Origin of the sequence: Parachitinimonas caeni, from assembly GCF_030129945.1 — a bacterium.
Taxonomy (GTDB): Bacteria; Pseudomonadota; Gammaproteobacteria; order Burkholderiales; family Chitinimonadaceae; genus Parachitinimonas; species Parachitinimonas caeni.
In genome coordinates this window covers 1-26,780 of sequence record NZ_JARRAF010000045.1, presented here as the reverse complement: position 1 = coordinate 26,780, position 26,780 = coordinate 1, and the positions used below count along the sequence as shown (strand labels likewise).

Annotated in this window: 20 protein-coding genes and 1 tRNA gene; 1 reads left to right on the top strand and 20 read right to left on the bottom strand. The window is 58.4% G+C overall.

Annotated features, from left to right (window positions below):
- Positions 1–118: 118 nt before the first annotated feature.
- The 12 genes from ubiT to PZA18_RS21680 all read right to left on the bottom strand — a co-directional run bounded on the left by ubiT (position 119) and on the right by PZA18_RS21680 (position 12,819).
- Positions 119–550 (bottom strand): ubiquinone anaerobic biosynthesis accessory factor UbiT, encoded by a 432-nt coding sequence (gene ubiT / locus PZA18_RS21735; RefSeq protein ID WP_284102991.1) that lies wholly within the window; start codon positions 548–550, stop codon positions 119–121.
- Positions 547–1,452, bottom strand: a complete 906-nt coding sequence (locus PZA18_RS21730; RefSeq protein ID WP_284102990.1) for a U32 family peptidase — start codon at positions 1,450–1,452, stop codon at positions 547–549. The genes ubiT and PZA18_RS21730 overlap by 4 nt, the downstream gene beginning before the upstream one ends.
- Positions 1,449–2,477, bottom strand: coding sequence for a ubiquinone anaerobic biosynthesis protein UbiU (ubiU, locus tag PZA18_RS21725; protein WP_308447443.1), 1,029 nt, complete (start codon positions 2,475–2,477; stop codon positions 1,449–1,451). The genes PZA18_RS21730 and ubiU overlap by 4 nt, the downstream gene beginning before the upstream one ends.
- A 183-nt stretch (positions 2,478–2,660) precedes the next feature.
- A tRNA-Glu gene (locus tag PZA18_RS21720) sits at positions 2,661–2,736 on the bottom strand.
- A gap of 88 nt (positions 2,737–2,824) precedes the next feature.
- Positions 2,825–3,835 (bottom strand): succinylglutamate desuccinylase, encoded by a 1,011-nt coding sequence (astE, locus tag PZA18_RS21715; protein WP_284102988.1) that lies wholly within the window; start codon positions 3,833–3,835, stop codon positions 2,825–2,827.
- A 267-nt stretch (positions 3,836–4,102) separates the two neighbouring features.
- Entirely contained in the window at positions 4,103–5,452 is a 1,350-nt protein-coding gene (gene astB / locus PZA18_RS21710; protein ID WP_284102987.1) for an N-succinylarginine dihydrolase, read from the bottom strand.
- Positions 5,453–5,506: 54 nt separating this feature from the next.
- Positions 5,507–6,970: a succinylglutamate-semialdehyde dehydrogenase gene (gene astD / locus PZA18_RS21705; RefSeq protein WP_284102986.1), complete on the bottom strand. Its 1,464-nt coding sequence runs from the start codon at positions 6,968–6,970 to the stop codon at positions 5,507–5,509.
- Between the two features lie 8 nt (positions 6,971–6,978).
- Positions 6,979–8,016 (bottom strand): arginine N-succinyltransferase, encoded by a 1,038-nt coding sequence (astA, locus tag PZA18_RS21700; protein ID WP_284102985.1) that lies wholly within the window; start codon positions 8,014–8,016, stop codon positions 6,979–6,981.
- A gap of 111 nt (positions 8,017–8,127) precedes the next feature.
- On the bottom strand, positions 8,128–9,138 hold the full coding sequence (locus PZA18_RS21695) for an arginine N-succinyltransferase (protein WP_284102984.1): 1,011 nt from the start codon (positions 9,136–9,138) through the stop codon (positions 8,128–8,130).
- A 62-nt stretch (positions 9,139–9,200) separates the two neighbouring features.
- The gene (locus PZA18_RS21690) at positions 9,201–10,409 is read right to left on the bottom strand and encodes an aspartate aminotransferase family protein (RefSeq protein ID WP_284102983.1); all 1,209 of its coding nucleotides are present in this window, start codon (positions 10,407–10,409) and stop codon (positions 9,201–9,203) included.
- Between the two features lie 247 nt (positions 10,410–10,656).
- The gene (locus tag PZA18_RS21685; protein WP_284102982.1) at positions 10,657–11,655 is read right to left on the bottom strand and encodes a GlxA family transcriptional regulator; all 999 of its coding nucleotides are present in this window, start codon (positions 11,653–11,655) and stop codon (positions 10,657–10,659) included.
- A gap of 48 nt (positions 11,656–11,703) precedes the next feature.
- Entirely contained in the window at positions 11,704–12,819 is a 1,116-nt protein-coding gene (locus tag PZA18_RS21680) for a succinylglutamate desuccinylase/aspartoacylase family protein (protein WP_284102981.1), read from the bottom strand.
- 1,118 nt (positions 12,820–13,937) lie between these two features.
- Here PZA18_RS21680 and PZA18_RS21675 point away from each other — a divergent pair.
- Positions 13,938–18,716 carry an NAD-glutamate dehydrogenase gene (locus PZA18_RS21675; protein ID WP_284102980.1) on the top strand — a complete coding sequence of 1,593 codons (4,779 nt, stop codon included), beginning with the start codon at positions 13,938–13,940 and terminating at the stop codon, positions 18,714–18,716.
- Positions 18,717–18,822: 106 nt separating this feature from the next.
- On the opposite strand, the gene PZA18_RS21670 is transcribed toward PZA18_RS21675, so the two are convergent.
- The 8 genes from PZA18_RS21670 to PZA18_RS21635 form a co-directional block, all read right to left on the bottom strand.
- Positions 18,823–19,677 carry a hypothetical protein gene (locus tag PZA18_RS21670; protein WP_284102979.1) on the bottom strand — a complete coding sequence of 285 codons (855 nt, stop codon included), beginning with the start codon at positions 19,675–19,677 and terminating at the stop codon, positions 18,823–18,825.
- 76 nt (positions 19,678–19,753) lie between these two features.
- Positions 19,754–21,040: a GNAT family N-acetyltransferase gene (locus PZA18_RS21665; protein WP_284102978.1), complete on the bottom strand. Its 1,287-nt coding sequence runs from the start codon at positions 21,038–21,040 to the stop codon at positions 19,754–19,756.
- A gap of 16 nt (positions 21,041–21,056) precedes the next feature.
- Positions 21,057–21,905, bottom strand: a complete 849-nt coding sequence (locus PZA18_RS21660) for a hypothetical protein (protein ID WP_284102977.1) — start codon at positions 21,903–21,905, stop codon at positions 21,057–21,059.
- A gap of 171 nt (positions 21,906–22,076) precedes the next feature.
- Positions 22,077–23,141: an HPP family protein gene (locus tag PZA18_RS21655; RefSeq protein WP_456238579.1), complete on the bottom strand. Its 1,065-nt coding sequence runs from the start codon at positions 23,139–23,141 to the stop codon at positions 22,077–22,079.
- Between the two features lies 1 nt (position 23,142).
- The gene (locus PZA18_RS21650; protein WP_284102975.1) at positions 23,143–23,889 is read right to left on the bottom strand and encodes a peptidylprolyl isomerase; all 747 of its coding nucleotides are present in this window, start codon (positions 23,887–23,889) and stop codon (positions 23,143–23,145) included.
- A 129-nt stretch (positions 23,890–24,018) separates the two neighbouring features.
- A complete protein-coding gene (locus tag PZA18_RS21645; RefSeq protein WP_284102974.1) occupies positions 24,019–24,753 on the bottom strand; it encodes an oxygen-binding di-iron domain-containing protein in 735 nt (244 codons plus the stop codon).
- Complete coding sequence (locus PZA18_RS21640) at positions 24,750–25,331, bottom strand: hypothetical protein (protein ID WP_284102973.1); 582 nt, start codon at positions 25,329–25,331, stop codon at positions 24,750–24,752. The genes PZA18_RS21645 and PZA18_RS21640 overlap by 4 nt, the downstream gene beginning before the upstream one ends.
- Positions 25,332–25,470: 139 nt before the next feature.
- Complete coding sequence (locus PZA18_RS21635) at positions 25,471–26,265, bottom strand: type IV pili methyl-accepting chemotaxis transducer N-terminal domain-containing protein (RefSeq protein ID WP_284102972.1); 795 nt, start codon at positions 26,263–26,265, stop codon at positions 25,471–25,473.
- Positions 26,266–26,780: the final 515 nt, after the last annotated feature.

Sequence of the window (26,780 nt, the reverse complement as noted above, 5' to 3'; positions counted from 1 at the left end):
TTTTTGGGGCATGGCGTCGTTAGGGTTCGCTTATTTAGCTCGCTAAACTACTCTCACCCTGCCTCGCCCTGCCCCAAAACTCGGCCCGGCGCGACCGGAAACAAGACATCAACAACGCCTAGAACTGCTTCGCCAACGCCTGTAACCAAGGCGGGCGCTCACTGGCATCCAGCCAGTACTTAACGGCCACTCCAAGCTCGGTATTGCCCTCTATCTTCATACGCCGGCGAAAGAACAGTGTGTCTGCGTCTTCGATGCCCAAGGCCAGTCTGGCGAAATCAGCCGCCTGCGCTGCCAGTGTCAGGTCTACAGGCTTTGCGGAAAACACAGGCTTGAAATAACCCTTGTCACACCAGAAGCGGGCATCAATACCCAGATCCTCAACAATCAGCCTGAAGCGCTTGCCATCCAAAGCAGCAGGCGCTTCCAGCCAATGTCGGCGCCGCGCCAGATCCAATCCTGCCAGCAGGGGCAAAGTAGCCAGCGGCGGCGGCAGGCGACTGCCCAGGCGCGCCAGCACAGGCGGGATACGCAGATCAAGAATGGTCATGGGCACTCTCCTTGCCAGCGCATACCCGCCTCTCCAAACCAGTAGCCATTGCTGCGGCTCGCACCGGGCGGAAACAGGTGGGAAGGCACCGCAGCGGGCGCGCCGCTCCGTCTGGCCTCATCAAAAATCGAAACGATCTGCACCATGCCTTGAGACTGCGGCTGCAGCCGCAAAATGGTCACTCCCAGCTCAGCGAGTTGCGGTAGTTGCCGACCAAGATCCAGGCAACCGGCACTCTGGGTCTGTATGCCGTTCAGATTCAAGAATGGCTGCCCTTCCCGGCTCGATAGCAGCAAGCCTTCGGCATGGGCTTCACAGCGAAACTCGCAGTCATCCTTGCGTAAACGATGATGGCGGGCGGTAAAGCAACGGGCAGAGAAAGCCAGTGCCATTCGCCCCCATACCTGTAATTCCGTCTGAATCGACCGGGATCTGGTTTTGAGCAAAGCTGCCAGATCGTCTGCCGCCAGCTCCACGGGTGGAATGAACCGGCACGCGCCCAGACCGGCCAACCAGTCATGAGTGGCGGCGTGATAAACATTCAGGTGAGGCCCGGCAACGAATTTCTGCCCGGACAGCGCTCTGACAGCGCTCAGGTCATTCGCCTCCACCAGAAAACCAGACGCCAGCGCCCGCTCAATCAATCTGCGCATGCCGCGTCGATCCGATTCGCTATCAATCAGCGTCTGCGTCGATAGCACCACCTGCTTGCCCGTTGCGTGCAAATCCGCCGCCAGCCCAAGCCAGTCTTCGAGTCGAAGATTGTGGCGCCGGCCGCAGACGACCTCGCCCAGATAAATGATGTCAACCGGCCACTGGCTGGCTTCAGCATAAAATTCCAGCGTAGCCGACTTGCTCCAGTAGTAAGCCAGAGGCGCGAGGGAAATCTCAAAACGGTTCATCTCCACGGCCTCTCAAATGCACCTTGCGTCACCTGGGCGCCCTCCGCATGTCGGGACAGCATGACCTGCCATTCCTGCCGGGGCTGGTAACGCGAGGGGTCACGATTAGCAGCATCCAGCGCCGCCCTCAGGGTGGCGACAACCTGGCCAACATAATTCGGGCTGCGCTGACGCCCCTCAATCTTGATCGCTGCAATTCCCATGGCCTGCAGGCGCGGCAACAGGCTGATGGCGTTCAGGCTGGTTGGTTCTTCCAGCACATAGTCAATCTCGCCTTCCACTTCAAAGCGACCCTTGCACAATGTCGGATAGGCGGCAGGCTCTCCCGGACCGTAGGCATCGATCATCACGCCCCCTAGCCGAGCTTGCAGGGTGCCTTCACGCTCGTCCCAACGCACTGCATGAGCAGGCGAGCACACGCCACGATTATTGGGCGAGTCGCCTGTTGCGTAGCTCGACAGCAAGCACCGGCCTTCCGCCATCACGCACAAGCTGCCAAAACCAAAGACTTCGATTTCCACTTCAGTCTGCTTCACGATTTTTTCGATCTCCGCCAGCGTGAGCACACGGGGAAGCACCGCTCGTCGAATGCCAAACTGCTCGCGCATCAATTCGATCGCGTCTACCGTTGTGGCAGAGCCTTGCACCGACAGGTGCAGGCGCACGTCGGGATAGCGCTGCCTGGCGTAGGCCATCAAGCCAGGATCGGCAAGGATGATGGCACTGGCGCCAAGCCGCACGGCGGCATCTACCGCCGCACGCCATTCCTGCGCCCTTGCGGCCTGTGGATAGGTATTGATGGCAAACAGCACCTCTCGCCCACGACTGCGAGCGTAAGCCACACCCTGCGCGATTTCATCTTCGCTGAAGTTAAGCCCGCCAAAATTCCTGGCATTCGTCGCATTGCGAAGCCCGAGGTAGACGGCATCAGCGCCTTTGTCGATTGCGGTCTTGAGCGCCAGCAGGCTGCCAGCCGGTGCAACCAGTTGAGGTATAGGAAATTGAGAAGATTGAGCGGATTTCATGACCGCCAATGCTAGCGGCGTCATCTGGGCGCGGCCTTGCTTTGGGTCAAGCCTGCAGAATGCGGGGATTGTTAACGCAATTTAAGAGGGAAGTACCAGTCACACCGGCCTGCAGCAAGGAAGCCAATTCGCCAGCCACAAAGCAAAACGCCTGCTACTTTGCAGTAGCAGGCGTTGGAATGCTGGCGTCCCCACGGGGATTCGAACCCCGGTTACCGCCGTGAAAGGGCGATGTCCTAGGCCTCTAGACGATGGGGACGTCGTTGAGAGATGCGCATTCTAGGTAACCATTACCGACATGTCAACACTTATCTTGACTGGATGCCGAAATATTTCTTATCGCCCAATCAAAGGCGGGTGGGCACCACCACGATGCCGGCACGTAAGCCATTCTTTACTTTGGGGTTCGGGAAAACAATCCGTGCGCCTTCCTCATCAATGCGGTAAAGCACTTCACCATCTTCGGCCGCCAGAAACCCCACCTCCATCGGCGTAAAGTTTTCGACTTTATCTTCGAGGTGCAGCCTGAATTTATCGGAATGCTTGATGATTTCACGCGACACGCGGAACAGCTGGTGGGCTTCAGGCACAAATTCACCAGTACTGATCTCACCGCACAACAAGCTTCTTAAGACCTGCCCCAGCGCATCCAGGTTGACTGCCTGGTTCTGACCAAAGGGTCGCGCCTTGCCAAGCTCCAGCGTAAAGGCATCCGCGCGGCAATAGCGACTGGTGAAGTAGGAAAAAGTCGGCGACGGCCGAGACTGCAGCAGCACGGTGCTGACACCCGCCGCGCCCAGGCGTGAAATTTCGGCGGCCTTGAACGCCTGTTCGTGGGGATAGGGATAGATGGCAAATTTCTCGAACACCGAGCCACGAATGGCGGTATGCAGATCGTAATGCAGACGAGGCACTGAGCCATCGTCACCGTGTCGGGCGAAAAACCGCATCACATGCATTTCCAGCATCGCGGCACGTCGGGCCTCCACACTGTCATCGGCATTCTGATACTGACGGCAGAACAAGCGGTTCATGTCGTCATCAACATAACGCTCGCCACGCCGCATGGCCTCGACGTTGCCAAAGATGAACAAGATGCGTGCCCGCAGCCGATGTTCGCCCGCCAGAACTTCGTTGACGATCTGATTGACCAGCTCAACAGGTGCAGTTTCATTGCCGTGGATACCACATGAAACGACCAGATCCAGCTGGCGATCACTGGCAATGCGGGGTTGGAACTCGATCACCCCCTCATCAAGTATCTGCACATGGGAACCATTGGCCAGGCAATACGGTAGCTGGATCCCCGTCTTGCCATCGAGAACCTGGGCAAGAAACTCATTCGATTGATCTGTCATCTGTAATCTCGCAAGCAGAATAAGCAACGGGCGGGTTGGCCGATCCGGCGGGCATTCCGACCAGAACAACCAGACACCCGCCCGGGAGTTCGTAGTGTAAATCTACGATTTTGCGCAATTTTACAACAAGCTTACAGTTGGCTGTAGCCGTCCGGGCCCAGGCTCTGTTGACGCCTGCGGAGATTCACCGTAGCCACAGCAAAACGGCAGTCGACGCCAAGCGAGGCACCTCTTTATGTAAATCTAGCCAATCCCCGACAATCCGCTTCAAACCGCCAGCTGGAACGGGTAAACCGAACCCAGCCGCAAGATCTGCGTCAGTTCGTCGAGTGCTGTCCGGCATTCATCCAGCAGGCGAGGGTCGCCAAGATCTTCGGTGCTCAGTCGATCACGATAATGCTTGTCCACCCAGCCATTGAGCGTGGCAAACAGCGCATCGGACATCATGACAGCCGGATTCACCGCCGCCAGTTCGGACTGATTCAGCGCAACCCGCAGGCGCAGGCAAGCTGGGCCACCGCCGTTACGCATCGACTGCTTGAGGTCAAATACCCGCACTTCATCAATCGGGCCGCCGCTTTGCAATAGTTGCTGCAGATAAGCCCAAACCCGTGGCGTGGTGTGGCATTCCTCGGGCACCACGATCAATAACTTGCCGTCGGGCTTTGAAAGCAGCTGACTATTGAAAAGGTAGGACTTGACCGCCTCCTCCACAGACACGGCCTCTTCGGGCACCTGCACCGCAACGAACTCCGTCCCCAACGCTGCGAGCTTAGCCGACAGCTCGCCCAATACCCGCGCCTGATCAACAAATGACTGCTGGTGATGAAACAGCACATTGCGGTTGCCGACCGAGATCACATCGTTGTGGAAAACGCCTTGATCAATCGTATCGGGATCTTGCTGGGCAAACACCACGCGCTCGGGACTCAAGCCGTGCAAGCGGGCAATCGCCTCGCTGGCCTCAAGCGTCTGGCGCGCTGGAAATTTAGCCGGTCGTGGATAGCGGGTATCGAACGCAGCTTGACCAAACACGAAGAACTCGACGCCTGGCTGGTCATATTCCTGGCAGAAGCGGGTATGGTTGGCCGCACCTTCATCACCGAAGTGCATTTGCGCCGGCAAAGCGGGGTGATGCGCAAAGTGGCGCTCATCTGGAAACATCGCTCGCAAGATCCGCCCAGTAGTGGCATGTTCGATTGAGCGATGGAACTTGTTGTTTAAATTGGCAGGGGTGAAATGTACGCGGCCGTCGGCCGTATCGGCGGCCGGCGATACCGTTGCCGCATTGGCCGTCCACATCGGCGAGGCAGATGAGCATGCGGCAAGGATGGCCGGTGCCTGCCGGGCCGCCTTGGCCACGACCTCACCATCGCCGCCAGAAAAGCCCAGCTGGCGCAGCGCGGCCACATCAGGCCGCTCATGGGGGGCCAGCACACCTTGCTTGAAGCCCAGATCATGCAACGCCTTCATCTTGGCCAGACCCTGCCGGGCAGCCTCTCGCGGGTTCGAGGCCACATTCTGGTTGCCGGTAGACGCCACATTGCCATACGACAAACCGGCGTAGTTATGAGTAGGGCCAACCAAACCATCAAAATTGGCTTCAAATGCATTCATTGCAGTGTCCTTGCGACAAAGGTGTTACGTAGGCGTGGCCAAGTGTTGTTGAGATTACATCTTCATGCCAATTGGCAAGGTGGCAGGCGTCGCCAGTGTCGGCGTTTCGAGCCCGGCAACCGGGTAGCTGCAGTAGTCTGCTGCGTAATACGCGCTGGCACGGTGATTGCCACTGGCTCCCACCCCACCGAACGGCGCCGCGCTGGAAGCCCCTGTCAGCTGCTTGTTCCAGTTGACGATCCCAGCCCGACTCTCTTGCCAGAACTGGTCATACAATTCACGCCGGTCGCTCAGCAGCCCGGCTGCAAGTCCATAGCGGGTGGCATTGGCCAGTTCGATAGCCTCATCAAAACTGCGATAGCGCTGGACTTTCAGCAGCGGGCCGAAATGTTCCTCGTCCGCCAGATCTGCAACAGCGCTGACATCCAGCAACCCTGGCGACAGCAAAGCCGTCCCAGCTTCCAACCGTCGCATTTCCAACAAGGGCACAGCACCACGGGCGATCAACGCAGCCTGGGCCGCCAACAGTTGGTCGGCTGCCGCCAGAGAAATCACCGCGCCCATGAAAGGCTGTTCTACGTGATCCCAGCGCCCGACCTTGAGTTGACTGGCCACCTCGACCAGCCTTGCCAGGAAGGCATCCCCCTCCCCCCCCAGAGGCACCAACAGGCGACGCGCGCAGGTGCAGCGCTGTCCCGCCGAGATGTAAGCCGACTGGATGGTCTGAAACACCGCAGCATCCAGATTCGCCACCTCCTGCACGATCAAAGGATTGTTGCCACCCATTTCCAGCGCCAGGATTTTGTCGGGACGGCCGGCAAACTGTTGATGCAGAGCATGCCCGGTGCCAGACGAGCCGGTGAAGAACAGGCCATCAATCCCGGCATGCCCTGCCAGGGCGATGCCTGTCTCCTTGGCGCCCTGCACCAGATTGATCACCCCGGCGGGCAAGCCTGCCTGTTGCCATAGCTCAACCGTCTTGTGCGCCACCATCGGCGCCAGTTCGGACGGCTTGAATACCACGCAGTTACCAGCAAGCAGCGCTGGGACGATATGGCCGTTGGGCAGATGGCCAGGAAAGTTGTACGGGCCGAACACCGCGACCACGCCATGGGGACGGTGGCGCAAAACCGCCTGGGCGTCGCCCATGGTGCTTTCCTTCTCCCCGGTACGCTCGTGGTAGGACTTCACCGATATGTCGATCTTGCCCACCATGGTCTGTACTTCTGTCAACGCTTCCCAGCGAGGCTTGCCGGTTTCCTGGCCAATTGCGTCAGCCAAGGCTGCCTTGTGTTCGTTCAGCAACTCGGCAAAGCGACGGACAATCGCCTCTCTGCCAGCAAAACCCAGCGCCCGCCAGGCTTTGAATGCCGCACGGCCGGCACGAACTGCGGCATCCACCTGCTCCGCAGTAGCGGCCTTACCGCCCCAGACTTCGGTCTGGCTGACCGGATTACGCGAGGCAAAGGGCACGCCCTCGCCGGCCACCCATGCGCCGTTGATAAAGTGAGTCATCATCAGTCTCCTCAAATGGTGATATCGCCAGCGCGCTCACGGGATGACAGCGGCACTGCCCGAACGCTATCGCCGGGTTTCAGATCCAGCTGACGCAGGATCTCCGGCAATAGCGGCAGGCCGCCGCCGGTTGGCGCAGTCGTCGCCAGACAGACGCGAAAATCATCCAGCCGCCGATTGCTGATCAGATAAAGCTTGTCGCCCTTGGCTGCCTGTACTGGCTCCACCGCGTAGCAGTGACTATCACGCACGGCGCGGATGTCCACCAGCGCGCACTCCAGCGTTGGGCCGGCATCGAAAATATCGACATAGCCGTTGTAACGCAGGCCCTCGCCATTGAGCATGGCGAGCGCCGGCCGGGTATTCTCGTGAACTTGCCCGATCACCGCCTGCGCCTCGTCTGTCAGAAAGGAGGTGTAAACCGGGTGTTGCGGCATCAGCTCGGCAATAAATGACTTTTGGCCGATACCGGTCAGGTAGTCCGCTTCGGAAAAATCCATCTTGAAAAAGTGGCGCCCCAACCCTTCCCAGAAGGGGGATCGACCATTCTCATCCGAAACGCCGCGCATTTCAGCGATAACCCGCGGCGAAAAACGCTCGGGAAACTCGGCCAGAAACAGAAAGCGACTTTTCGACAACAGGCTGCCGTTGTTGCTGTGACGAAAATCCGGCCGCAAAAATAGCGAGCACAACTCAGCCGAACCGGTCAGATCGTTGGTCAGAAACAAGGTTTGCAGCTGCCGGTAAATCGCCAGCTCACGCGAGGCGTGGACAGACAGGCCGACGCGATAGTTGTACCAAGGCTCGGATAAGCCCACTGCACCTTCAATGCCGCAAATACCGACGACTTCCTTGCCCGGATCTTCCAGTACGAACACGAAGCTGGAGTTTTCCGGCTTCGGGGCCGCCAGCGCTGAAGCCAGAGAGGCATCAATGCGGCGCCGCAGCCGGTCTTCATTGGCCGGGAGGGTGGTAACGCCAACACCGGTGCTGCGTGCAAGTTGCAGCAGCGCTTCGAGGTCATCGCTGCGAATCGAACGTACTAGCATGGAAATCCTCGTCTGTTTGAGTCAACGGGCGCCGGGGCACCCTGTCTACATCCTGTTCAACGGTACATTCGGGGGAGTATTTGGGCAGCGCCGGAAGACGCCTGCCGCCTCTCACAAAGGCACGATGCGAACGTGGTCGCCATCGGCGATTTCCAGCGCATCCGCCAGTTTCGGATCAAGCGTGATGTCGTCGCCGCGCGGCAAGGTCAGCTCAGCTACGGTGGCACGGAATTCGCAGCGGCAATTGGCAATAAGATGGGGGGTGCCGGGTCGCTGATGACCACGATGGGCTGACACCAGCCGCGACTGCAATATCGAGTGAATATTCTGGGTTCGGGCATGCACGGTTGGCCCGCCATCGAAAATATCCACGTAATTCTCGGTTTCGAAGCCTTCCCGCAACAGCACGTCAAACGGCACTGCCGAATCGGGGCTGACCTGACCAATCGCCGCCTGGGCCGCATCCGACAGCAAAGGGACGTAGATGGGATGCTGAGGCATCAATTCAGAAATGAACTTGCGCCCCTTCACACCGCAGTAAAGCTCTGCTTCCTGATAATCCATGCCAAAGAAGCGACGACCGACACTATCCCAGAACGGCGAATGACCATTGGCATCGGAAACACCAACCATTTCAGAGACCACGCTCTCGGCAAAGCGCTCCGGAAAATTGGCAATGAACAGGAAGCGGGCACGCGACAGCAAGTCGGAATACTGCGTGAACTGGTAGGGCTTCAGAATGAAAAACGACGCCAGTAGCGTATTGCCGGTCAGGTCATGACACAACGACAACGCGTGAATCTTGTTGTGGATGCCAAGCCCAGGCGAGGCATGAATGATGGTTTCGTTGCGGTAGCTGTAAAACGGCTCGTTGAACCCGGCCGACGCCACAATGCCGGATACCCCGACGATCTCTCCCTTACTGGTATCTTCCAGCACGAAGAAATAGCTTTCTTCTCCATGGAAACTGACGTCCGCCCCCAAAGAATCGACGGATGCCTGAATCTTGCGATAAAGCGTATCGCGGTTGGCCGGCAACGATGTCACGCCAATCGGGCTCAAGGCTGCGATGCGTTCAACCGCAGGCAGGTCGGAAAATCGGCTGGGGCGGAATAGCAACATGGGAGACCAGAAAGAATGGGCCTTGCCGCATCACGACAAGGCCCGGATTGTGGGAGGAAGGCTTATTTGCCGACGATTTCGGCAATCGCCCGCTCAAAGCGGGCCAGACCTTCGTCGATATCCGCATCGGGGATGATCAGCGACGGCGCCAGACGCACCACGTTCGGGCCAGCTTGCAGCACCATCACGCCATGCCGGGCGCCGACGGTCATGAAGTCTTTGGCACGGTCCTTGAAGTCGTTGCCCAGCACCGCTCCAATCAGCAAACCCATGCCACGCACCAGGCTGAAAACGCCATGACGGGCATTGATAGCCTCCAACCCTTTCACGAAACGCTCGTGCTTGGCCTTGACGCCATTGAGGGTTTCCGGGGTGTTGATGATATCGAGTACTGCGCCAGCCACCGCGCAAGCCAGTGGGTTACCGCCATAGGTGCTGCCATGAACGCCCACAGCAAAGTGCTTGGCGATGCGTTCGGTAGTCAGCATCGCACCAATCGGGAAGCCGCCACCCAACGCCTTGGCCGTAGACAGGATGTCCGGCTCGATCCCGTATTCCATATAGGCATAGAGCGAGCCACTACGGCCAACGCCGCTTTGTACTTCATCAAAAATCAGCAGGGCATTGTGCTTGTTGCACAGCTCGCGCACACCTTGCAGGAAAGCCTTGTCTACCGGCAACACCCCGCCCTCGCCTTGAATCGGCTCCAGCACCACGGCACAGGTGCGATCGGAAATCTGGCGGGCCAGCGCATCAAGGTTATTGAATTCGAGGTGGGTGATTCCGCCCGGCTTGGGGCCGAAACCATCGCTGTACTTGGCCTGACCGCCAACGCTGACGGTGAACAGGGTACGGCCATGAAAGGAGTTGTTGAACGAGATGATCTCCACCTTGTCGGCGCCATAGTTATCGATGGCCCAACGACGCGCCAGTTTGAAGGCGGCTTCGTTGGCTTCAGCACCAGAGTTGGTAAAGAACACACGCTCGGCAAATGTAGACTCCACCAGCTGGGCAGCCAGTTTCAGCGCGGGTTCGTTGGTCAGGGAATTGGACACATGCCAGAGCTTGCCAGCCTGCTCAGTCAAGGCAGCGACCAGCTTGGGGTGGGCATGACCCAGCCCGTTTACGGCGATCCCCCCGGCAAAGTCGATGTATTCCTTGCCGGCCTGATCCCACACGCGGGAACCCTCGCCTCGCACCGGTACCCACTCAGCGGGGGCATAGCTGGGCACCATCAGCCGGTCGAAGTCGGAGCGTTGTACCTGCGTCATTTGCATTCCTTTCAGATTCAGTTGGGCCGCCCATCGGCATCAGACAGCCTGACAGGGCAGCATTGCGGAAGATTCTAGAGATTGCCGTCACGGCATGATTGCCGGATTGCGACATCGACTTACACGCCTTGCGGCGCCAAGCCGCTGCCTGCAGTCTGAGTACGGTGCCAGGACGGCACCAGATACAGCATTGCCACACCGCGCTGCGGGTGTCCCATCGAAACCAGTGATCCCAGCCATCCGGCAGTCAGGACTCCGGGCCGGGATTCCCCCCAGGTTGCTGGGTATGCCGGTCTTCCCGTGGCGTTACCTTGAAATGGTTGCGATAAGCACTGGAAAAATGCGGTCCCGAAGAGAAACCACACGACAAACCAATCTGAATAATCGATTTACTGGTTTGTCGCAACATCTGGCGGGCACGATTGAGCCGTAATTCGAGGTAGTACTGGGAAGGCACCTGCCCAAGATGCTGTTTGAACAGACGCTCCAGCTGACGACGAGACAGACAGACATGCTGGGCAATCTCGTCAGTAGTCAGCGGTTCTTCCAGATTGGCTTCCATCAGCATGACCGCCTGCACCAGCTTGGGCTGGCTGGCGCCGATCCGATTACGCAGCGGGATGCGCTGTCGGTCTTCCCGCCCACGGATGCGATCGAGCAGCATCGCTTCGGCCACCATCGACGTCACTTCAACGCTCAGTTGCCGTCCAGCCAGGGCCAGCAGCATATCCAGTGCCGCCATCCCGCCGCCGCAGGTTGCGCGATCGCGATCAATTTCGAACAGGTTCGAGGTCGCGATCAGACCCGGAAACCGCTCGCTGAGCGTTTCGAGCTGCGACCAGTGGACGGTGGCCCGACACCCTTCCAGCAACCCCGCCTGCGCCAGCCAGAAAACCCCACTATGGCTCGCGCCAACCAGGGTCTGGTGTAATCCATAGCGTGCCAATGCCGCGACCACCGGGTCGCCGCCCGCAATCTGCCGGGGCAAGGAAGCGGCCAGCACCAGTAGCAACCAGACCGGATTCTCAGGTTCGAAGCGGCCATCCACCAGCAATGATCGGCCCTGGCGCGATTCCACTGCCTCGCCATCCATCGACAGCAGGCGAACCTCGTAGAGCCGGCACTCTGCCGCCCGGTTCAGCTCGTCTACCCCGCTGACCAACAAGCCGGGCTCGAAATAATCAAAGCCGGGCAGCAGTAACAGGTTGATGGTCTGCAGTGCATGTAAATCGGGGTGCTCGAACACTCTCTGCCTTTCTGTCTGGCGTAGGGCGCTGTTAAAGGTGGCTGGCTCTCAGGCCCCCAGAAGGTTGCCGGTGCGAAACGCCACCTTACCGGCAATCTTGCAGATGTCCATGCCCGGTGTGGCATAACGCCGGCTTTCCCGTGCAAACAGCACCCCATTGATTGAAGCCTGGATCTGCTGCACCCGGTCGAGCGTCGGGTCGATGATTTCAAACACGACCTCACCGGCTTGAATAAAGTCGCCCACCTCACGCAGAAACACCAGCACGCCGGCCATCGGGGCATGCAATGTTTCAGAGCCAGCCAATGGGGTTGGCGGCTGCAACAGCGGTGGCTGGGCCGGCGGTTGACCTGCGATGACGCCCAGATGCTGCAGATAGGCAAACAGATTCGCCGCATCGACCATCGCCGTGGCGTGATCCACAGTCGCCTGCCCACGCAGCTCAACCGTCGCCGACAGGCAGGCCAATGCAATCGGGAATCGCCCGGCAAAGCGCTCCTGCAATTTCCACCAGAGCTGGCTGCACGATTCATCGAAGGAATTTCCGCCGCTGCCCCGCGCCAACAGCTGCGCCTGCGAACCCAGATAGCGGGCCAGCGGTTCCGCCTGGGGCCAATAAGGCTCTTCGGTATAAAGATGCAGAACGGCTTCCGCATCACAATGCAGGTCCAGCACCACATCGGCGTCATGCGCAAGCCCCAGCAGCACCTTGCGTAACGACTCCAGCTCGCTGGTCTGCGGCAAAGCCTGCACGATCCGAGCCTGGGCGGCGCGGATGATGCGGGTATTGGCAGCCACATCCGACCCCAGCTGATCTGCAATGTCATCGCCAATCACACTGGCAAAATCAGGGTAGCCTCGATTGAAATTATGGGCGGTGGCAAGATCAAACCGACCGAGCTGGGCGTGCAGCACCGTCTGATCCAGCCCGATAGGATTGCACACCGGCACCAGCACCACTTCCCCCAGCATGCGCCCGGCAGCCTCGGCCTGGGCCAGCAACGGCTTGAGGTGATGCAGCACCAGCATACCGGGCAGCTCATCGGCATGCAGACTGGACTGGAGGTAGACCTTGGTGCCGCCGGCAGGTCCGTAATGAAAGCTGGTAACAAGCCGCTGGCAGCCAGGTGCCGGGGCGCTGAGAGGGTGTTGGTAGCGTTGCATAATTGATCGAGCCTTGCGATCCCGGGTTTTGTTGGCGCTACTTCGGCCTGCCAATCCTGCGACGACATCAAAGACCAGGCAACCCGCCTGATACAGCCGGAAAGCACTTCGCCAACAGAACCTGAAGCAGTTTGCAAACTGGAAGAAACCGCAGATTCTCCGCAAGCTCGCGCCTGTTGACCAGCCCCAGGTGCTGTTGATGGCGAGTTTTCGACGGCATCAGGCCCTGCCCATCGCGTTAATCAACCCCGCCTCATCGCGCAATCCGACGCTTTTTTTCGTCCGGCGGCCAGAAATTTCCCAAGCACAGCCACCAAGATCCGCCAGACCGTCAAGCCAAGCTGGTTTCACCCTAAGTTTTTGTCGCGCTAAGAAAAATTGGGTTTTTACTCAGCCTGCCGTGCACCAATTTGCGGCAGCGCAGCACCGATTTGGGGCGCGCAAATTCGCCCAAAAGCCAGACCAGGCGTAAGATTCGCCCCGCGTTTTCCCTAATTCGCCCCAAAAAGGTGAACGAACACAATCCGGCCGACTACGTTTTCTTATGCCCAGCAGCGCCGCCATTTCAAACGGGACCGCATGGCGTCCGACCCCGGTTTTCCCCGCCGGCAATATCGGCGAAATCTCCATCCGGGATCATGCTTTTCTACTCTCGTGCGCTCGCTGCCGTGCTGAAGTCCAAACTGCTTCTATAACGTAGTGTCGTGCCGAATTGGCTACGAAAACCCGAGGTGCCGCCACATGGCGAGCTATCGGACTTTTCAGGCGCGAAGGTGGAAACATGCGGGGGCTCGACCCGTTTTATTGGCTTTTGTGGCGCATAGCAGACCTATGCAACGAGAAAGCAGGTGAAACCAGGCCACTCCGCCCGCGATTTCCTCCCGCGCATCGAACGTCCGACAGCCGGCCAGGCGGCGCGTCATGAATTTTGACACCGGCGCCGTTTGCTGCAGCCCCATCACGCAGCGGCCAGGCGCCGGTCCAACCGGGGCTGCCTGCTACGCCCAGTGGCGATAACAGACACCCCGGAACGGAAACAGCCGTCAGCCGGGCGGCAGTACTCCGGCCAGGATGACGGTTGTTTCCCTGCCCAAGGCAACACAAGGAGAACAAACATCATGCAACCCACTCACGCCAGTCTGCTTGCCGAGATCACCCGCCTCGTCCCGGAGCAGGGTGAAACGCAGGCCGGCCTCAGTGCCTTCCTCAACCACTTCTTTGCCGACGTTGACGCCTGCGACCTCGCCAGCCGCGATGCCCGCGACTGGAGTGGCGCCGCCCTCGCCCATCTCAAACTGGCCCACAAGCGCCAGCATGGCCAGGCGCTGGTACGCGTCTACAACCCGACATTCGATGACCACAGCTGGCAGACCACCCACACCGTGGTGTCCATCGTCAACGATGACATGCCGTTTCTGGTCGATTCGATCAGCCTGGCGCTGACCAAGCTGGGTTATAGCATCCATCTGATCGTCCACCCGGTTATCACCGTGCTGCGCGACGAATCCGGCACGCTGACCAAGCAAGGCATTGAAGGGGCGCCAGCCGAATCGTGGATGCACATTGAAATCGACCGCGTCACCGATCAGGAGACGCTGGCCAAGGTGCATGAAGAACTGGACCGGGTGCTGACCGAGCTGCGCGCCTGCGTGGAAGACTGGCCAGCCATGTCCGAGCGCTTGAGTGGCGTGCTGTCCGAACTGCGTAGCCGCAAGCCGGTTGGCGATCAGCATGAGTGGAGCGAAGCGCTGACCTATCTGGAATGGCTATTGGGTGATCACTTTGTCTTCCTGGGCTACCGCGACTACGATCTGTCGGAAAATGGGGATGGCACCCAGCTGCAGATCGTGCCGGATTCCGGCCTTGGCATTTTGCGGGGTCAGGGTCGTCAGTCGTTCTCGGTCAGTTTCGCCGCCCTGCCGGCCGAAATCCGCGCCCAGGCCCGCGACCAGCGCCTGTTGCTGCTGACCAAGACCAACTCGCGCTCCACCATCCATCGCTCCGCCTACCTTGATTGCGTAGGCGTCAAACGCTACGACGCCGATGGCAATGTCGTGGGGGAGCGGCGCTTCCTGGGTCTGTACACCGCCAAAGCCCATAACACACCACCGAGCCAGATTCCGGTATTGCGGGACAAAGTTGCAGCCGTACTGACCGCCTCGCGCTTCACCCCGAACAGCCACAAAGCCAAGACGCTGGCCAATGTGCTCGACACCTATCCGCGTGACGAGCTGCTGGAAATCTCCGAAACCGCGCTCAAAGATATCGCGCTGGGCATCGTCAACCTGCAGGAACGCAGCCGGGTGCGGGTGTTCATCCGCGAAGACATTTATCGCCGCTATATGTCGGTGATCGTGTTTGCGCCGCGTGACAACTACAACACCGACGTGCGGGTGAAGATGCAGCAGATCCTGCTCGACGCCTTTGCCGGGGTGTCGGCCGAATTCAACGTCATGCTGTCTGAATCGGTTCTGGCGCGGATTCACTTCATCATCCGCCTGGGCGTCGGCGCGCCATTCAAGCCTTACGACCCGATTGAAATCGAAAACCAGATCGCCCAGGCCACCCGCCGTTGGGCGGACGAACTGCAGATCAATCTGCTCGGCCATGCGGGCGAAGAGCGCGGCACCCGTCTGTTTGCCAAATATCACAAGTGCTTCCCGGCCGCGTACTACGCTGATTACGACCCGCGCACCGCCGTATCCGACATCGACAAGGTCGAGACCACGCTGGAAACCGGTCGTCTGACGATGAAGCTCTCGGGCGCCAGCCTGACCGACCCGACCCAGTTCCGCCTGAAGATCTTCCGCGAGAAGCCGATTGCACTGTCCGACAGCCTGCCGGTACTGGAAAACATGGGCGTGCGCGTGATCGACGAACAGCCCTATACCTTGCGATTCGCCGAAGGCGGTACCGGCTGGATTACCGATATCGGCATTTCCCTGCCGGCCGCCAACCTGCTCGACGACGACGCCCGTCGCAACGACTTCCAGGAAGGCTTTGCCGCAACGTTCGAAGGCCGTGCTGAAAATGACAGCTTCAACCGGCTGATCGTGCTGGCCGGACTGGGCTGGCGCGAGGTCGCGCTGCTGCGTGCCTACGCCAAATACCTCAAGCAGATCGGTCTCAACTTCAGCCAGCAAACGGTCTCCGACTGCCTGGCCCGCTTCCAGGATATCGCCCGCGATCTGGTCACCCTGTTCATGCTGCAACAGGATCTGTCCCAATCCCGCATGAATGAAGTCGAGCCGCTGGCAGCGCGTATCAAGGAAGCGTTGTCTCAGGTGCCCAGCCTGGATGATGAGCGCATCCTCTCCGGTTTCTTCCACACCATCCGCGCCACACTGCGAACCAACTACTTCCAGCCCGGCGCCGACGGTCAGACCAAGCCGTATATGTCGTTCAAGTTTGAAAGCGGCAAGATTCCGAACATGCCCCAACCGGTGCCGCTGTTTGAAATCTTCGTCTACTCGCCCCGCGTTGAAGGGATTCACCTGCGTGGCGGCAAGGTCGCCCGGGGCGGCCTGCGCTGGTCGGACCGCAAGGAAGACTTCCGCACCGAAGTGCTGGGTCTGGTCAAGGCGCAGATGGTGAAAAACACCGTGATCGTGCCGGTTGGCTCGAAGGGCGGCTTTGTGGTCAAGCAGCCGCCGAAAGAGCGTGACGCCTATATGGCCGAGGGCATCGAGTGCTACAAGACCTTTATCCGGGGTCTCCTCGACCTCACCGACAATCTGGTGGATGGCAAGCTGATTCCGCCCACAGCCGTTCATCGCCGCGACCCTGACGATCCATACCTCGTGGTAGCAGCCGACAAGGGCACCGCAACCTTCTCGGACATTGCCAACGGCGTGTCGCAGGAATATGGCTTCTGGCTCGACGACGCGTTTGCCTCGGGCGGCAGCGTGGGCTACGACCACAAGAAAATGGGCATCACGGCCCGTGGCGCCTGGGAGTCGGTGAAGCGCCACTTCCGCGAAATGGGTCATAACACCCAGACCCAGCCGTTCAGCTGTGTCGGCGTGGGCGATCTGATGGGCGATGTGTTCGGTAACGGCATGCTCAATTCCGACCAGATCAAGCTGGTGGCTGCCTTCAACCACCTGCACATTTTCCTCGACCCGAATCCGGATACGGCCCTGACCTTCAAAGAGCGTCAGCGCATGTTTGCCCTGCCACGCTCCAGCTGGGAAGACTACAACCGCGACGTGATCTCGGAAGGTGGCGGCATTTACTCCCGTTCTGCCAAGTCGATTCCGCTATCGCCGCAGATTCGCGCCGTACTGGGCGTCGAAGATGAAGCGATGGCCCCGAACGACTTGATTCGCGCCATCCTCAAAGCGCCAGTCGATCTGCTCTACAACGGCGGCATTGGCACCTATGTGAAAGCCAGCAGCCAGAGCCACGCCGAAGCCAACGACCGTAGCAACGACGCCCTGCGCGTAAACGGTAACGAGCTGCGCTGCAAAGTCGTGGCAGAAGGCGGCAACCTGGGCTTTACCCAATTGGGCCGGGTTGAATACGCGGCCTGCGGCGGTCGCGTCTGTACCGACGCCATCGACAATTCGGCTGGTGTGGATTGCTCCGACCACGAAGTCAACATCAAGATCCTGCTGGGTCGTCTGGTCCAGGCCGGCGACATGACGCTGAAGCAACGGAACCAGTTGCTGGCCGATATGACCGACGAAGTCGGCCTGCTGGTCCTGCGCGACAACTACCTGCAGACCGCCGCGCTCAGTCTCGAACTCAAGCAGACCCGCTCGTTGCTGCCGGTACACACCCGCTTCATGCAGAAGCTCGAAAAGGCCGGCAAGCTGTCACGCCGCATCGAGTATCTACCGAACGACAGCCAGCTGCTGGAACGCCAGAAGCAAGGACAGGGCCTCACCAGCCCCGAACTGGCCGTGTTGCTCGCCTACTCCAAGATGGTCCTGTTCGACGATCTGCTGGCCTCTTCGTTGCCGGATGCCAGCAATTGGGACGAAAGCGTGCTCGCCACCTACTTCCCGACTGCGATGGTCGAGCGCTTCCGCGCCAATCTGCCGCAGCACCGTCTGCGCCGCGAGATCGTCGCCACCGTGCTGACCAACGAGATCATCAACCGGATGGGCATCACCTTCGTGTTCCGGGTCGCCGAAGAAACCAACACCGACCCGGCTGACATCGTGCGCGCCTGGCACCAAGCCAGCGAACTGATGCAGGCCGGCGAGTTGTGGGCAGCGCTGGAAGCACTCGACAACCAGGTCAGCACCGACACCCAATACACCATGATGCTGGAGCTGCGCAAACACATCGAGCGCGTGACCCGCTGGGTGCTGCGCCTATCGCTGGCCGACAGCGACGCCGATGCCAAGCTTGCCACCCTCAAGGCCGAAATCCCGGCCTTGCTGCCACGCCTGGGCAGCTGGCTGGCCGACAACGCCGAGTACCGCAAGCAGCGCGACACGCTAAGTGCCGCAGGGGTACCGGATGAGCTGGCAGCGCGTGTGGTTCACCTTGACGCCTTGCTGGCCCTGCTGGATGTTGCCCGTATAGCCCGTGAGCGCAAGCTGGACGTGGCCGATGTCGCGGCAGTCCACTTCAAGCTGGAGCAGGCACTGCAGCTGGATTGGCTGCGCAGCATGATCGACGGCCTGCCTCGCGACAACCGCTGGCAAACCCTGGCCCGCATGGCGTTCCGAGACGAGCTGTACCGCGATCACGCCTCGCTGACTGATCGGGTGCTGGCGATGGAGGCCGGCGGCAGCACCGCCGACCGCGTCGGCGCCTGGCTCTCCGCCCGCGAGCAAGCGCTCGAGCATTGCGGCCGCATGTTCGAGGAGCTGAAAGCTGCAACGCCTGACCTCGCCATGCTATCGGCCGCCATGCGCGAAATTCGCAATCGTTTGGCTGCGTAAACGCCAAGAAGGCCGATTCAAACCGAATCGGCCTTCTTCCCCTCCACCAAAACAAAACGGCGACCTTTTCAGGTCGCCGTTTTGTTTTGGCTATATCAACTGCTATTTACCAGGACTTGCAGTACTTATTGTTTACCTCTTCCAAGCTACCAAGCGGATACCAGCCATGCAGAATCGACTCAGAATAATAACGATCACCATAGCGTGCAGCCTTGGCGGATTCTGGGGTACGGAAGTACACGGTACCGGGCTTTGGCGCCCCCACTGCAAATTGCCAACCGGATTGATAGACAGCGCGAGAGAACTCGTAATCGACATATCGGTAAGTACTTTCTATCCAGGCCGATCCTTTTACATGTTCAACACGCCCTTGCGACGTAACATTTACTTGCAATGCATCCGGTAGTAATTTTTCGGCGCACGCGATAACTGCCTGAACCTTATCCTCAAAACTGAATCCCGATTTCGATACGGTCAAATCAAGCTTGTATTCGCGTTTCTTCGACCCGTAATAATAATCAGAAACCAGTTCACTAGGCAGCGTTGATAAATCAATAACATCCTGCTTAATCGAATACCCAGACTCTTTGAATTGCCATCCACCCACGGTAAAAGAATCGCTTTTCAGCTTGTATTGGTTTAAATTTATCGTACTGCCAAGCTCGCAGGTATAGATAAACTTACCCGCCGGGTATTTGTTTCCTGCCGGGGTAATTTTGCAGGCAATTTCATCCGGGGCTTTCGTCGGTGTTTTCCACTGGCTCACCGCCAGGGAAAAGGTATCATAACTATTCGAGTCGGGCAGTGTAATCAACCCCGTCAATCTGGAAACCTCAAGTTCCGGCATTGCCGGACCAACAGGAATTGCAGGCTCTCCTGAGCTCTTTGATTGCGCTAAAGCAATAGAGGGAATGGCACTTAATACAGCTACTTTTTTAATCTGATCAAACTTCAAACGCACAACAATCTCCTGACAAGCAAACATACCCAGAAAGTCATGGATATACTTGCCTAATTACAATATAAATCTGATAACGCTAGTTTTGAGGTAGGGTAATGTCTCGACCCAGCAGATGTTGACTTAAAACAGACAAGCGCTTATTCGATCTGAATTCAGACTCAAGCATCGCCGTGTAATGCAGTGACAGCCAATTACCATCTGCTTCATCAAAAATCTGGTCTTTGAGAAAACCTTCCTGCGTAAAACCTAATGCCTGCACATTCTGCAAAGCTTTGGGATTATCGCCGTAGACATAAGCAATCAATTTGCGCAGATGCAGCTGATTAAAAGCCAGATCCAGACACAACAAGGCAGCTTCCAGTGCCACCCCGCTCAGCGATTTACCTGGATTCAATAAACCGAGCGTAAATTCAGCACGGCTGCCCGACCAGACAATATCAGTCAGAACGACCACCCCGAGCGGCGCTTGCGTCGTGACATCTTCCAGCACCCATTCCAGCGTTGAACGCTTCGGCAAAGGCACTTTTGCAGCATTTTCGATTTGCGCCTGCAAAGCCGCCAGATCGCCCGGTGCCGACCAAGTTCGGCCCAGCCGCTTGGTAAAATCGCGATTATTGAATGCCGCACGGATAAAGTCGGCCCTGCCCGAGCAGAACGGCCTGAGTAAGACGCGGCGCCCAATCAGGAGCTGATCCACCCCTGCCGCCACACCGGCCAAGCCCCGTCGCAGCTCCGGATCATCAGGGTTGAGTGCCAAAGCAGCCTGCCAGCACTGGCGGGCTTCTGCTGCAAAGTCCAGCTCCTGAAACAGCTTGGCACAAGCTTTCTGCACCTTGGCGGACTGCAGATGGCGTTGCCCCAACTGCTTGGCATGCTGAGCCGCCTCGGTAAAACGACCCGCCATCATCAAGCCCTGGCACACGCTGATGCCAATATCCTGATCAAGCGGCTGCATGTTCCACGCTTGCTCAAAACAATCATTGGCCTGCTCGACATTACCCGACTGCAGCAGCGCCAAGCCCAAATTGTTAAGCAGTTTGTGGCTAGATTGCAGGATGTCTTTTGGCAAGGACATCAAGACATCCAATGCCTCGCTGACACGGCGAACTTGTAGCAGCAATCCCGTCAGATTCACGGCAGCGCCAAGGTGAAAAGACTGCAGTCTCAGCACCTGTCTGAATGCCATCTCTGCTTCAGGCAATCGGCCGGTTTTTTCCGCCCAGACACCGTGATCAAAACAATATTTGATAGATTGCGGGTCTTTCTCGGCAGCCTGGCGAAAATAGGCTCCTGCCATTTCAAGCTGTCCTGCTTTCACCCATTCAACCGCCTGGCCATATGCAGCCTCTGCAGACAAAATCATGCTTTCCTCTGTCTGATTATTTGCAGTAGCTATTCATCAGATCATCGATATTGCCCAGCATATACCATCCGGCAGAGAGGTCTTCCTTTTTCTGACTGCCCGATTTTGAGCTGGTAGAACCTGTTTCTGTCCAAGCCGATTTTGCTGAGTCCGGGGTGCGGTATTTTACAGTTCCCAGAGAATGCGTTGGTCCTGGCCAAAATACTGCCAGCTCCCAACCCGAAAGGTATTTGGCTCGAAACATGGCATCACGCCCACCTTCGGCGGGAAATGCCTCCCAGGAGCCTGCATATGACGCCTTGGAATAATCGCTGCCGCTATAGTGGCCAATAATATTATAATCGAATGCCGGCCCTGCTATTTTTTCAGCGCATTCAATGACATCAGAAAAGGTAAACCCTTCCTTTGAAATAGATAAATTACCCGTATAATTACGTGCCCCATTATTGCCAGGCGAAATGCTCAACGAGGCCAGATTGACCACCGTCTGCGCTAATTTGTAACGCCTATCCAAACTACCTTTTCTCTTACCTGAATAGGTAATCGAAATATCATAGGCATTCATATTTGAAACTGTGCCCAGGCTACAGCTATACACTCCCCCAGACCCGATTTCGCAACGGGGGCTGTCTGGACGATCACCGCCTTGCCATTGGGTAGGATTGAGGTAAAGGTTGAGCGATTGATTTTTAAGCTCAGCGGGTAATGAAATGGTGCCAGAGATATAGGAACTTACTTTGTCGAGCACAACGGGTTCAGACGGCTTTCCGCCTGTCGAACCACCACTCTTTGAATCTGCCAACGCCACTGCCGGCAAAGTGGTCAGAATTGCTGTTTTTGCGAATTTACTGATTGCTGATGCCATACTAACTCCCTGAATGAGGGTCAGTATTTTAGTGTTTGCTTATGCACATTGCAAAAATGTCAGACAATTTTAAGCTTGGGTGTTGTGGAAAAGTGCATTGACATTACCCTTCCACTTCAAACACCTACAACATCCATGCCGCCGTCCCGATTGCTGCAATGTGCGGCGAATTCACTGGGATGACGGCGTTTGAACGAGTTGGGACAAGGCAGCGATCAGGTCAGATTGGGTGACCATGCCGACGAGCCTGCCGCTGTGATCGACGATGGGCAGGTGGTGCATGCCTTCGTCCGAGAGCAGAGGGACGATGCTGGCGACGGCCAGCTCGGGAGGTTGTGTGCGTACTTCGGTTTGCATGAAGGTGGAAACCGATTGCTGCAACAGCCGTTCAAGAGAATGGGTGGCGTCGATGCGCTTAAGAATATCCACCATCGACAGGACGCCAATCAAACGTTCGTCCTGCACGACGGGCAGGAGTTTGACTTTATGGCTACGTAGCAGTCGCCAGGCTGTCTCGGCCAGGTCGGACGGTGCAAGCGTCACCAGATTGCGCGACATGATGTCGGCCAGCCGCAGGGCCTGGGTGCGTTGTTGCAGCAGGTGCTGGCCCAGCTCGCGATAGAGCTGTTGCAGCTGGTCTGGTGAGGCATCAACGATGGTGGCATGGCGACGCAGGGTCTGGCGCCAGTCTTCGGCACTTGGGCTGCTACGCTGGCTCGGTAACGGGTCCTGAGTGGCATGGGGGGACGGGGGAGCAGCCGGCTGGCGTCGCCAGAGTTGGCGGATGATCAGCAGAATCAGCAACCCTGGCAACATGGCCCAGAGTAACTGCGGCAGGCTGTGAAAGTTGCCATGGCTGATGCCGAGCACCGTCAGTAGCGCGACGGCCCCGCCCGGCGGATGCAGGCAGCGAAATAGCAGCATGACGGCCAATGAGGCCATCACGGCCAGCGGCGCAGCCAGCCAGTGCCCAGCCAAGAGCCGGACCAGCAGATAGGACACCAGCAGAGATAGCAGGCTGCCCCCCAGCACGGCCCAGGGTCGGGCCAAGGGGCTGTCAGGCAGGGCCGCCACCAGTACGGCGGAAGCGCCAAGTGATGGCAACAGGGGGTTGCCGGGGAAGCTGGCCGCAATCCAGGCGGTCAGTGTTATCACACATCCTGCAAGCAGCAGCGCAGCCGGCAGCTGGCGTACGTGGGCTGACGACCACCGCAAAGCCGGTCGAGGCCAGCGCACCTTATTGCACCAGCGGGCTGTCAGCCCCGGCCAGATCGATGCCGCTGATCTGGGCTTTTCCTACCAATAATTGCAGATATTGCCGCAAAGCCCGGTCTTCACTCGCGGCTCGCAAAGCATTGGCGATGCCGGTTTGGACTTGATTGAAAGGCAACAGCTGGCCAGCTGCCTTGCGCCCAAGCTGCAGGATATGCAGGCCAAAGCGGGTTTCGATCAGACGGGGAACGATGCTGCCCGCCTCGGCTTTGAACAGTGCCTGCTCAAATTCGGGAACGGTCTGGCCGCGCCCCAGCTGTCCGAGATTGCCACCGACTTCTGCCGATGGGCAATTCGAGCACTCTTTGGCGAACTCGGCGAAGCGCGTCGGCTCTGCCAGCAGTTGCGCCAGCACCGATTCAGCCCTGCCGCGCAACGCTTCCAGATCAACACGCTCAGTCACCTGAAACAGGATATGGCTGGCTTCGGCCAGTTCGCCAACCGTGAAGTGTTCGGGATGGGTGTCGTAATAGCGCTGGCACTCTTCAATCTGTGGTTCAGGCACCTTGAGCATGCGGTCCAGCAGGGTTTCGATAGCCGCCTGCTCGTCCGCCGCGTCGATGCCCTGTTGACGGGCTTCGTCGAGCAATACGCGCTGCAGCACCAGCGCTGTCATCGCACTTTTTACCGGATCTGCCTGGTCCTGATGATTCGGCAGCTCTCTTTCCATATCGGCATCGGTCAGTTCGACACCGTTGACTACGACGGGCATGGTATTTCCTGCAAAGGGAGTTGTTCTGCGGGTACGACCGCCTGGCGCCAAGGCACCATTCCGAAGTATCCGCAGACGGGGTGAGAACCTGATCGGGCGCGGTCTGCGCCGAGCAGGTCTTGAAACGGATCAGACGATGCCGACCTTCAGCGCGTCGAACCAGTTGATAAACCGCATCACGTCATCCCCTTGGTAGATGGCGCCGTGTTGCGGACACAGCATGTCGATTTCGAGGGCAGCCGCGCGTTCACACCAATCGCGTTTGGCAGAGTTCGAGCCCATCCAGCGCCGATGAAAGCCCTCGGCGAAGCGGATGTGCTTGTCGAAATTGGTAACGTATAAATCGCTGGATTCCGGCGGCAACAGCGCCGCACCCACATCGCCCGAAAACAGGATGCGTGCCTTGCGGTCGTATAGGTGGAAGTTGCCCGAAGAGTGCAGGTAGTGCGCCGGGATCGCCTGCAGATCAAGCCCGCCCAGTGCGATGCTGGTGCCCTCGTCCGGTATTGCCACCAGCGTGTTTTCGTCCCCTCCGAAGTGCGGGATGAAGGTCTTCCACAAACCGCTGATGTGGCAACGCAAAGCCGGATTGAACTCCAGCCACAGGGCCAGTGACGAGATCACGTCCGGGTCCTGGTGCGATGAGAACAGCCAACGAATGGCATTGGGGTCAATGGCTTCGCAAATGGCCCCGAATACGGCAGGGAAAATTTCGACCCCGCCAGGGTCGGTCAGGCCAGCTTCTTCGCCGTAAACAATTACGTATTCATTGGTGTCGATCAGATGATTCGGCCGTTCCGGGTCTCGCGAAATGGCCAACCAACGGTGTTGCCCTTCGCTGAACAGGGTATGGGCTTTCTTCATGTCTTGTGCTCCAGCATTTTTTGCAGTTCATCAAGGCGAGGCAGAATGGCGTCGATTTCACGCCGGAAATCATCCGACACCGCTCCAAGCTGAGCAGCATGCGAGTGGGAGTAAGCAGATTCGATGCGTGCCTGTCTGGCGATGGCAATCCCGTACATCGCAGCCTGCAAGGCCGTATCGAGCGTGCTACCCAGTTCGCTGCGCAGGCGCACGGCTTCTTTCTGGGCAGCCGCACCCGCCTGTTGCAGCCGCGCTTGCAGTTTGTCGAGGTAATTGCCAGTGGCCCGCAGCTGGGCGGTCCGGTCGAAGACCATCCGCCGCCGCTCGCCACGCGAGGTGATCGAATCGAGCTTGAGCATCGTAATCGACAGGTGGTGCAACAAATCCATCTGTTTGCCCAGGCGAATGCTGAGCTGGCGGACTTCGTTCGCCATGACAGCAAAGCCCTTGGCATCCTGACCCACGCCCTGCGCCAGGATCAGTGCGTTCAGTCCCATCAGACTGATCTGACGGCAATGTCCGCGCACATCCTTGATCGATTCATTGATTGCGACAGCCTGTTGCAAACCTGTGCTCATGCTCATCTCCTCGGCGTGCTACCCATCCCACACTATAGGCGCTGCTGGCGCATTTTTCGGTCGCACCCGCAAGGGATTTGAGGCAGAACAAGCCTTGCAGCGCCATAACCCCCTACGCAGCCGGCAATGGGGCAGTTACCTATTTCGACAACGCCATGTAACGCTGGGTGATCTGATCCATCACCTCAACAATCCGCTCACTGGTTGTAGCGATTTGCGTCGGATCGCTATCGGCGCGGCTCAAAGCCTGCTCAAAGAATTGCCACTGGGTCGATGCCAGGCCAAGTTCCTGGCGGATGGCAGCGGTATTGACCGGTGCCTGGGATAGTGTCGCCAAAGCCCCGGTCAGCTCATTCCGGGTCTGCTCGGCCAGATCCCGGCTGGCCGCTGTGCCCAAACCGTATTGGCGCAATAACTGGAACTTGGCCAACCGCAACGCCAGCATGCGGGTGCGGCCAGCAGTATTCACCCAACGGCCGACATCAACCCCGCTTTGCTCCTGAAACGCCTGAGTGAGGGCGTTGCTGGCGTTGAGCAGTTTCTCTGCCTGTTGATCCAGGCTCTGGGCGGACTCTTTACCCGGCTTCTGGGCCAGTATCTGTTTGAGGCGTGACCAGTCACTATTGATCGTGGCAAGCGTGGGGTGGATCGACGGCATATTGGCAGCACGTTGCTGCAAAGTCGTTAGCGCGGTCTCGAACTGGCTGACCGAATCCTGCGTTTGCCGCTCGGCCTGCTCTGCCAACACCCCCAGGCCACGTTGGGTGTAGTTTTTAACGATGCGCTGCGTCAGCATCCGCTGCCGGCCAGCAAGATTGATGGTTTCCATACTGTTGTTGGCAGGTGCCGCCAGAGCAGCGCCCGTTGCAAGGAAAAGCACCCCTACCAGACAACGGAAAATATTTCGGGTAACCGCGTATTGCATTGTTTTCATAGTACTCACCAGGGCTGTGCTGAAGTTTTGAAGACGCAGGACACCGACTCTCCCTGCTTTCTTCGCGATGCCAGGAAACCAGAATGTTTCGAAATCCCTTCAACCAAGCCTGTTGGATTGACGACGACCGGGCCCGGCACACGAGTCATGAACGGCTAAATCCCCCTCGCAGCCTGCCCGAACCTTTCTACTACGGCGGCTCGTCAAACCATCCTCCTGAATACCGCGTTGCTGATCAGCCAAGCCCGATGGCTCGCCAGGCAATGCGGTTCGCAGCCAATTAGGCTCTGTTGACGTTTTGTTTCCGGTCGCGCCGGGCCGAGTTTTGGGGCAGGGCGAGGCAGGGTGCGTGCGGTTTAGCGAGCTAAATAAACGAACCCTAACGACGCCATGCCCCAAAAATCGACCCGGCCCGGAGGGTTTCGCCGGATTTGGGCCTGCTGCGGTGTTAAAAACCGCTTGCTTAGTCCACTAAGCGGCGCGCTTTTCGCCTTGCATCAGGCCCAAATCCGACG

Excerpts from the sequence above, each read along its gene's own strand:
- PZA18_RS21660 (WP_284102977.1), bottom strand. The coding sequence starts at position 21,905 with ATGGCATCAGCAATCAGTAAATTCGCAAAAACAGCAATTCTGACCACT.
- astA (WP_284102985.1), bottom strand. The coding sequence starts at position 8,016 with ATGCTAGTACGTTCGATTCGCAGCGATGACCTCGAAGCGCTGCTGCAA.
- PZA18_RS21680 (WP_284102981.1), bottom strand. The coding sequence starts at position 12,819 with ATGCAACGCTACCAACACCCTCTCAGCGCCCCGGCACCTGGCTGCCAG.
- PZA18_RS21665 (WP_284102978.1), bottom strand. The coding sequence starts at position 21,040 with ATGATTTTGTCTGCAGAGGCTGCATATGGCCAGGCGGTTGAATGGGTG.
- astB (WP_284102987.1), bottom strand. The coding sequence starts at position 5,452 with ATGAATGCATTTGAAGCCAATTTTGATGGTTTGGTTGGCCCTACTCAT.
- astD (WP_284102986.1), bottom strand. The coding sequence starts at position 6,970 with ATGATGACTCACTTTATCAACGGCGCATGGGTGGCCGGCGAGGGCGTG.
- ubiT (WP_284102991.1), bottom strand. The coding sequence starts at position 550 with ATGACCATTCTTGATCTGCGTATCCCGCCTGTGCTGGCGCGCCTGGGC.
- PZA18_RS21690 (WP_284102983.1), bottom strand. The coding sequence starts at position 10,409 with ATGACGCAGGTACAACGCTCCGACTTCGACCGGCTGATGGTGCCCAGC.
- PZA18_RS21730 (WP_284102990.1), bottom strand. The coding sequence starts at position 1,452 with ATGAACCGTTTTGAGATTTCCCTCGCGCCTCTGGCTTACTACTGGAGC.
- PZA18_RS21675 (WP_284102980.1), top strand. The coding sequence starts at position 13,938 with ATGCAACCCACTCACGCCAGTCTGCTTGCCGAGATCACCCGCCTCGTC.
- PZA18_RS21640 (WP_284102973.1), bottom strand. The coding sequence starts at position 25,331 with ATGAGCACAGGTTTGCAACAGGCTGTCGCAATCAATGAATCGATCAAG.
- PZA18_RS21645 (WP_284102974.1), bottom strand. The coding sequence starts at position 24,753 with ATGAAGAAAGCCCATACCCTGTTCAGCGAAGGGCAACACCGTTGGTTG.
- PZA18_RS21650 (WP_284102975.1), bottom strand. The coding sequence starts at position 23,889 with ATGCCCGTCGTAGTCAACGGTGTCGAACTGACCGATGCCGATATGGAA.
- PZA18_RS21635 (WP_284102972.1), bottom strand. The coding sequence starts at position 26,265 with ATGAAAACAATGCAATACGCGGTTACCCGAAATATTTTCCGTTGTCTG.
- PZA18_RS21695 (WP_284102984.1), bottom strand. The coding sequence starts at position 9,138 with ATGTTGCTATTCCGCCCCAGCCGATTTTCCGACCTGCCTGCGGTTGAA.
- astE (WP_284102988.1), bottom strand. The coding sequence starts at position 3,835 with ATGACAGATCAATCGAATGAGTTTCTTGCCCAGGTTCTCGATGGCAAG.
- ubiU (WP_308447443.1), bottom strand. The coding sequence starts at position 2,477 with ATGAAATCCGCTCAATCTTCTCAATTTCCTATACCTCAACTGGTTGCA.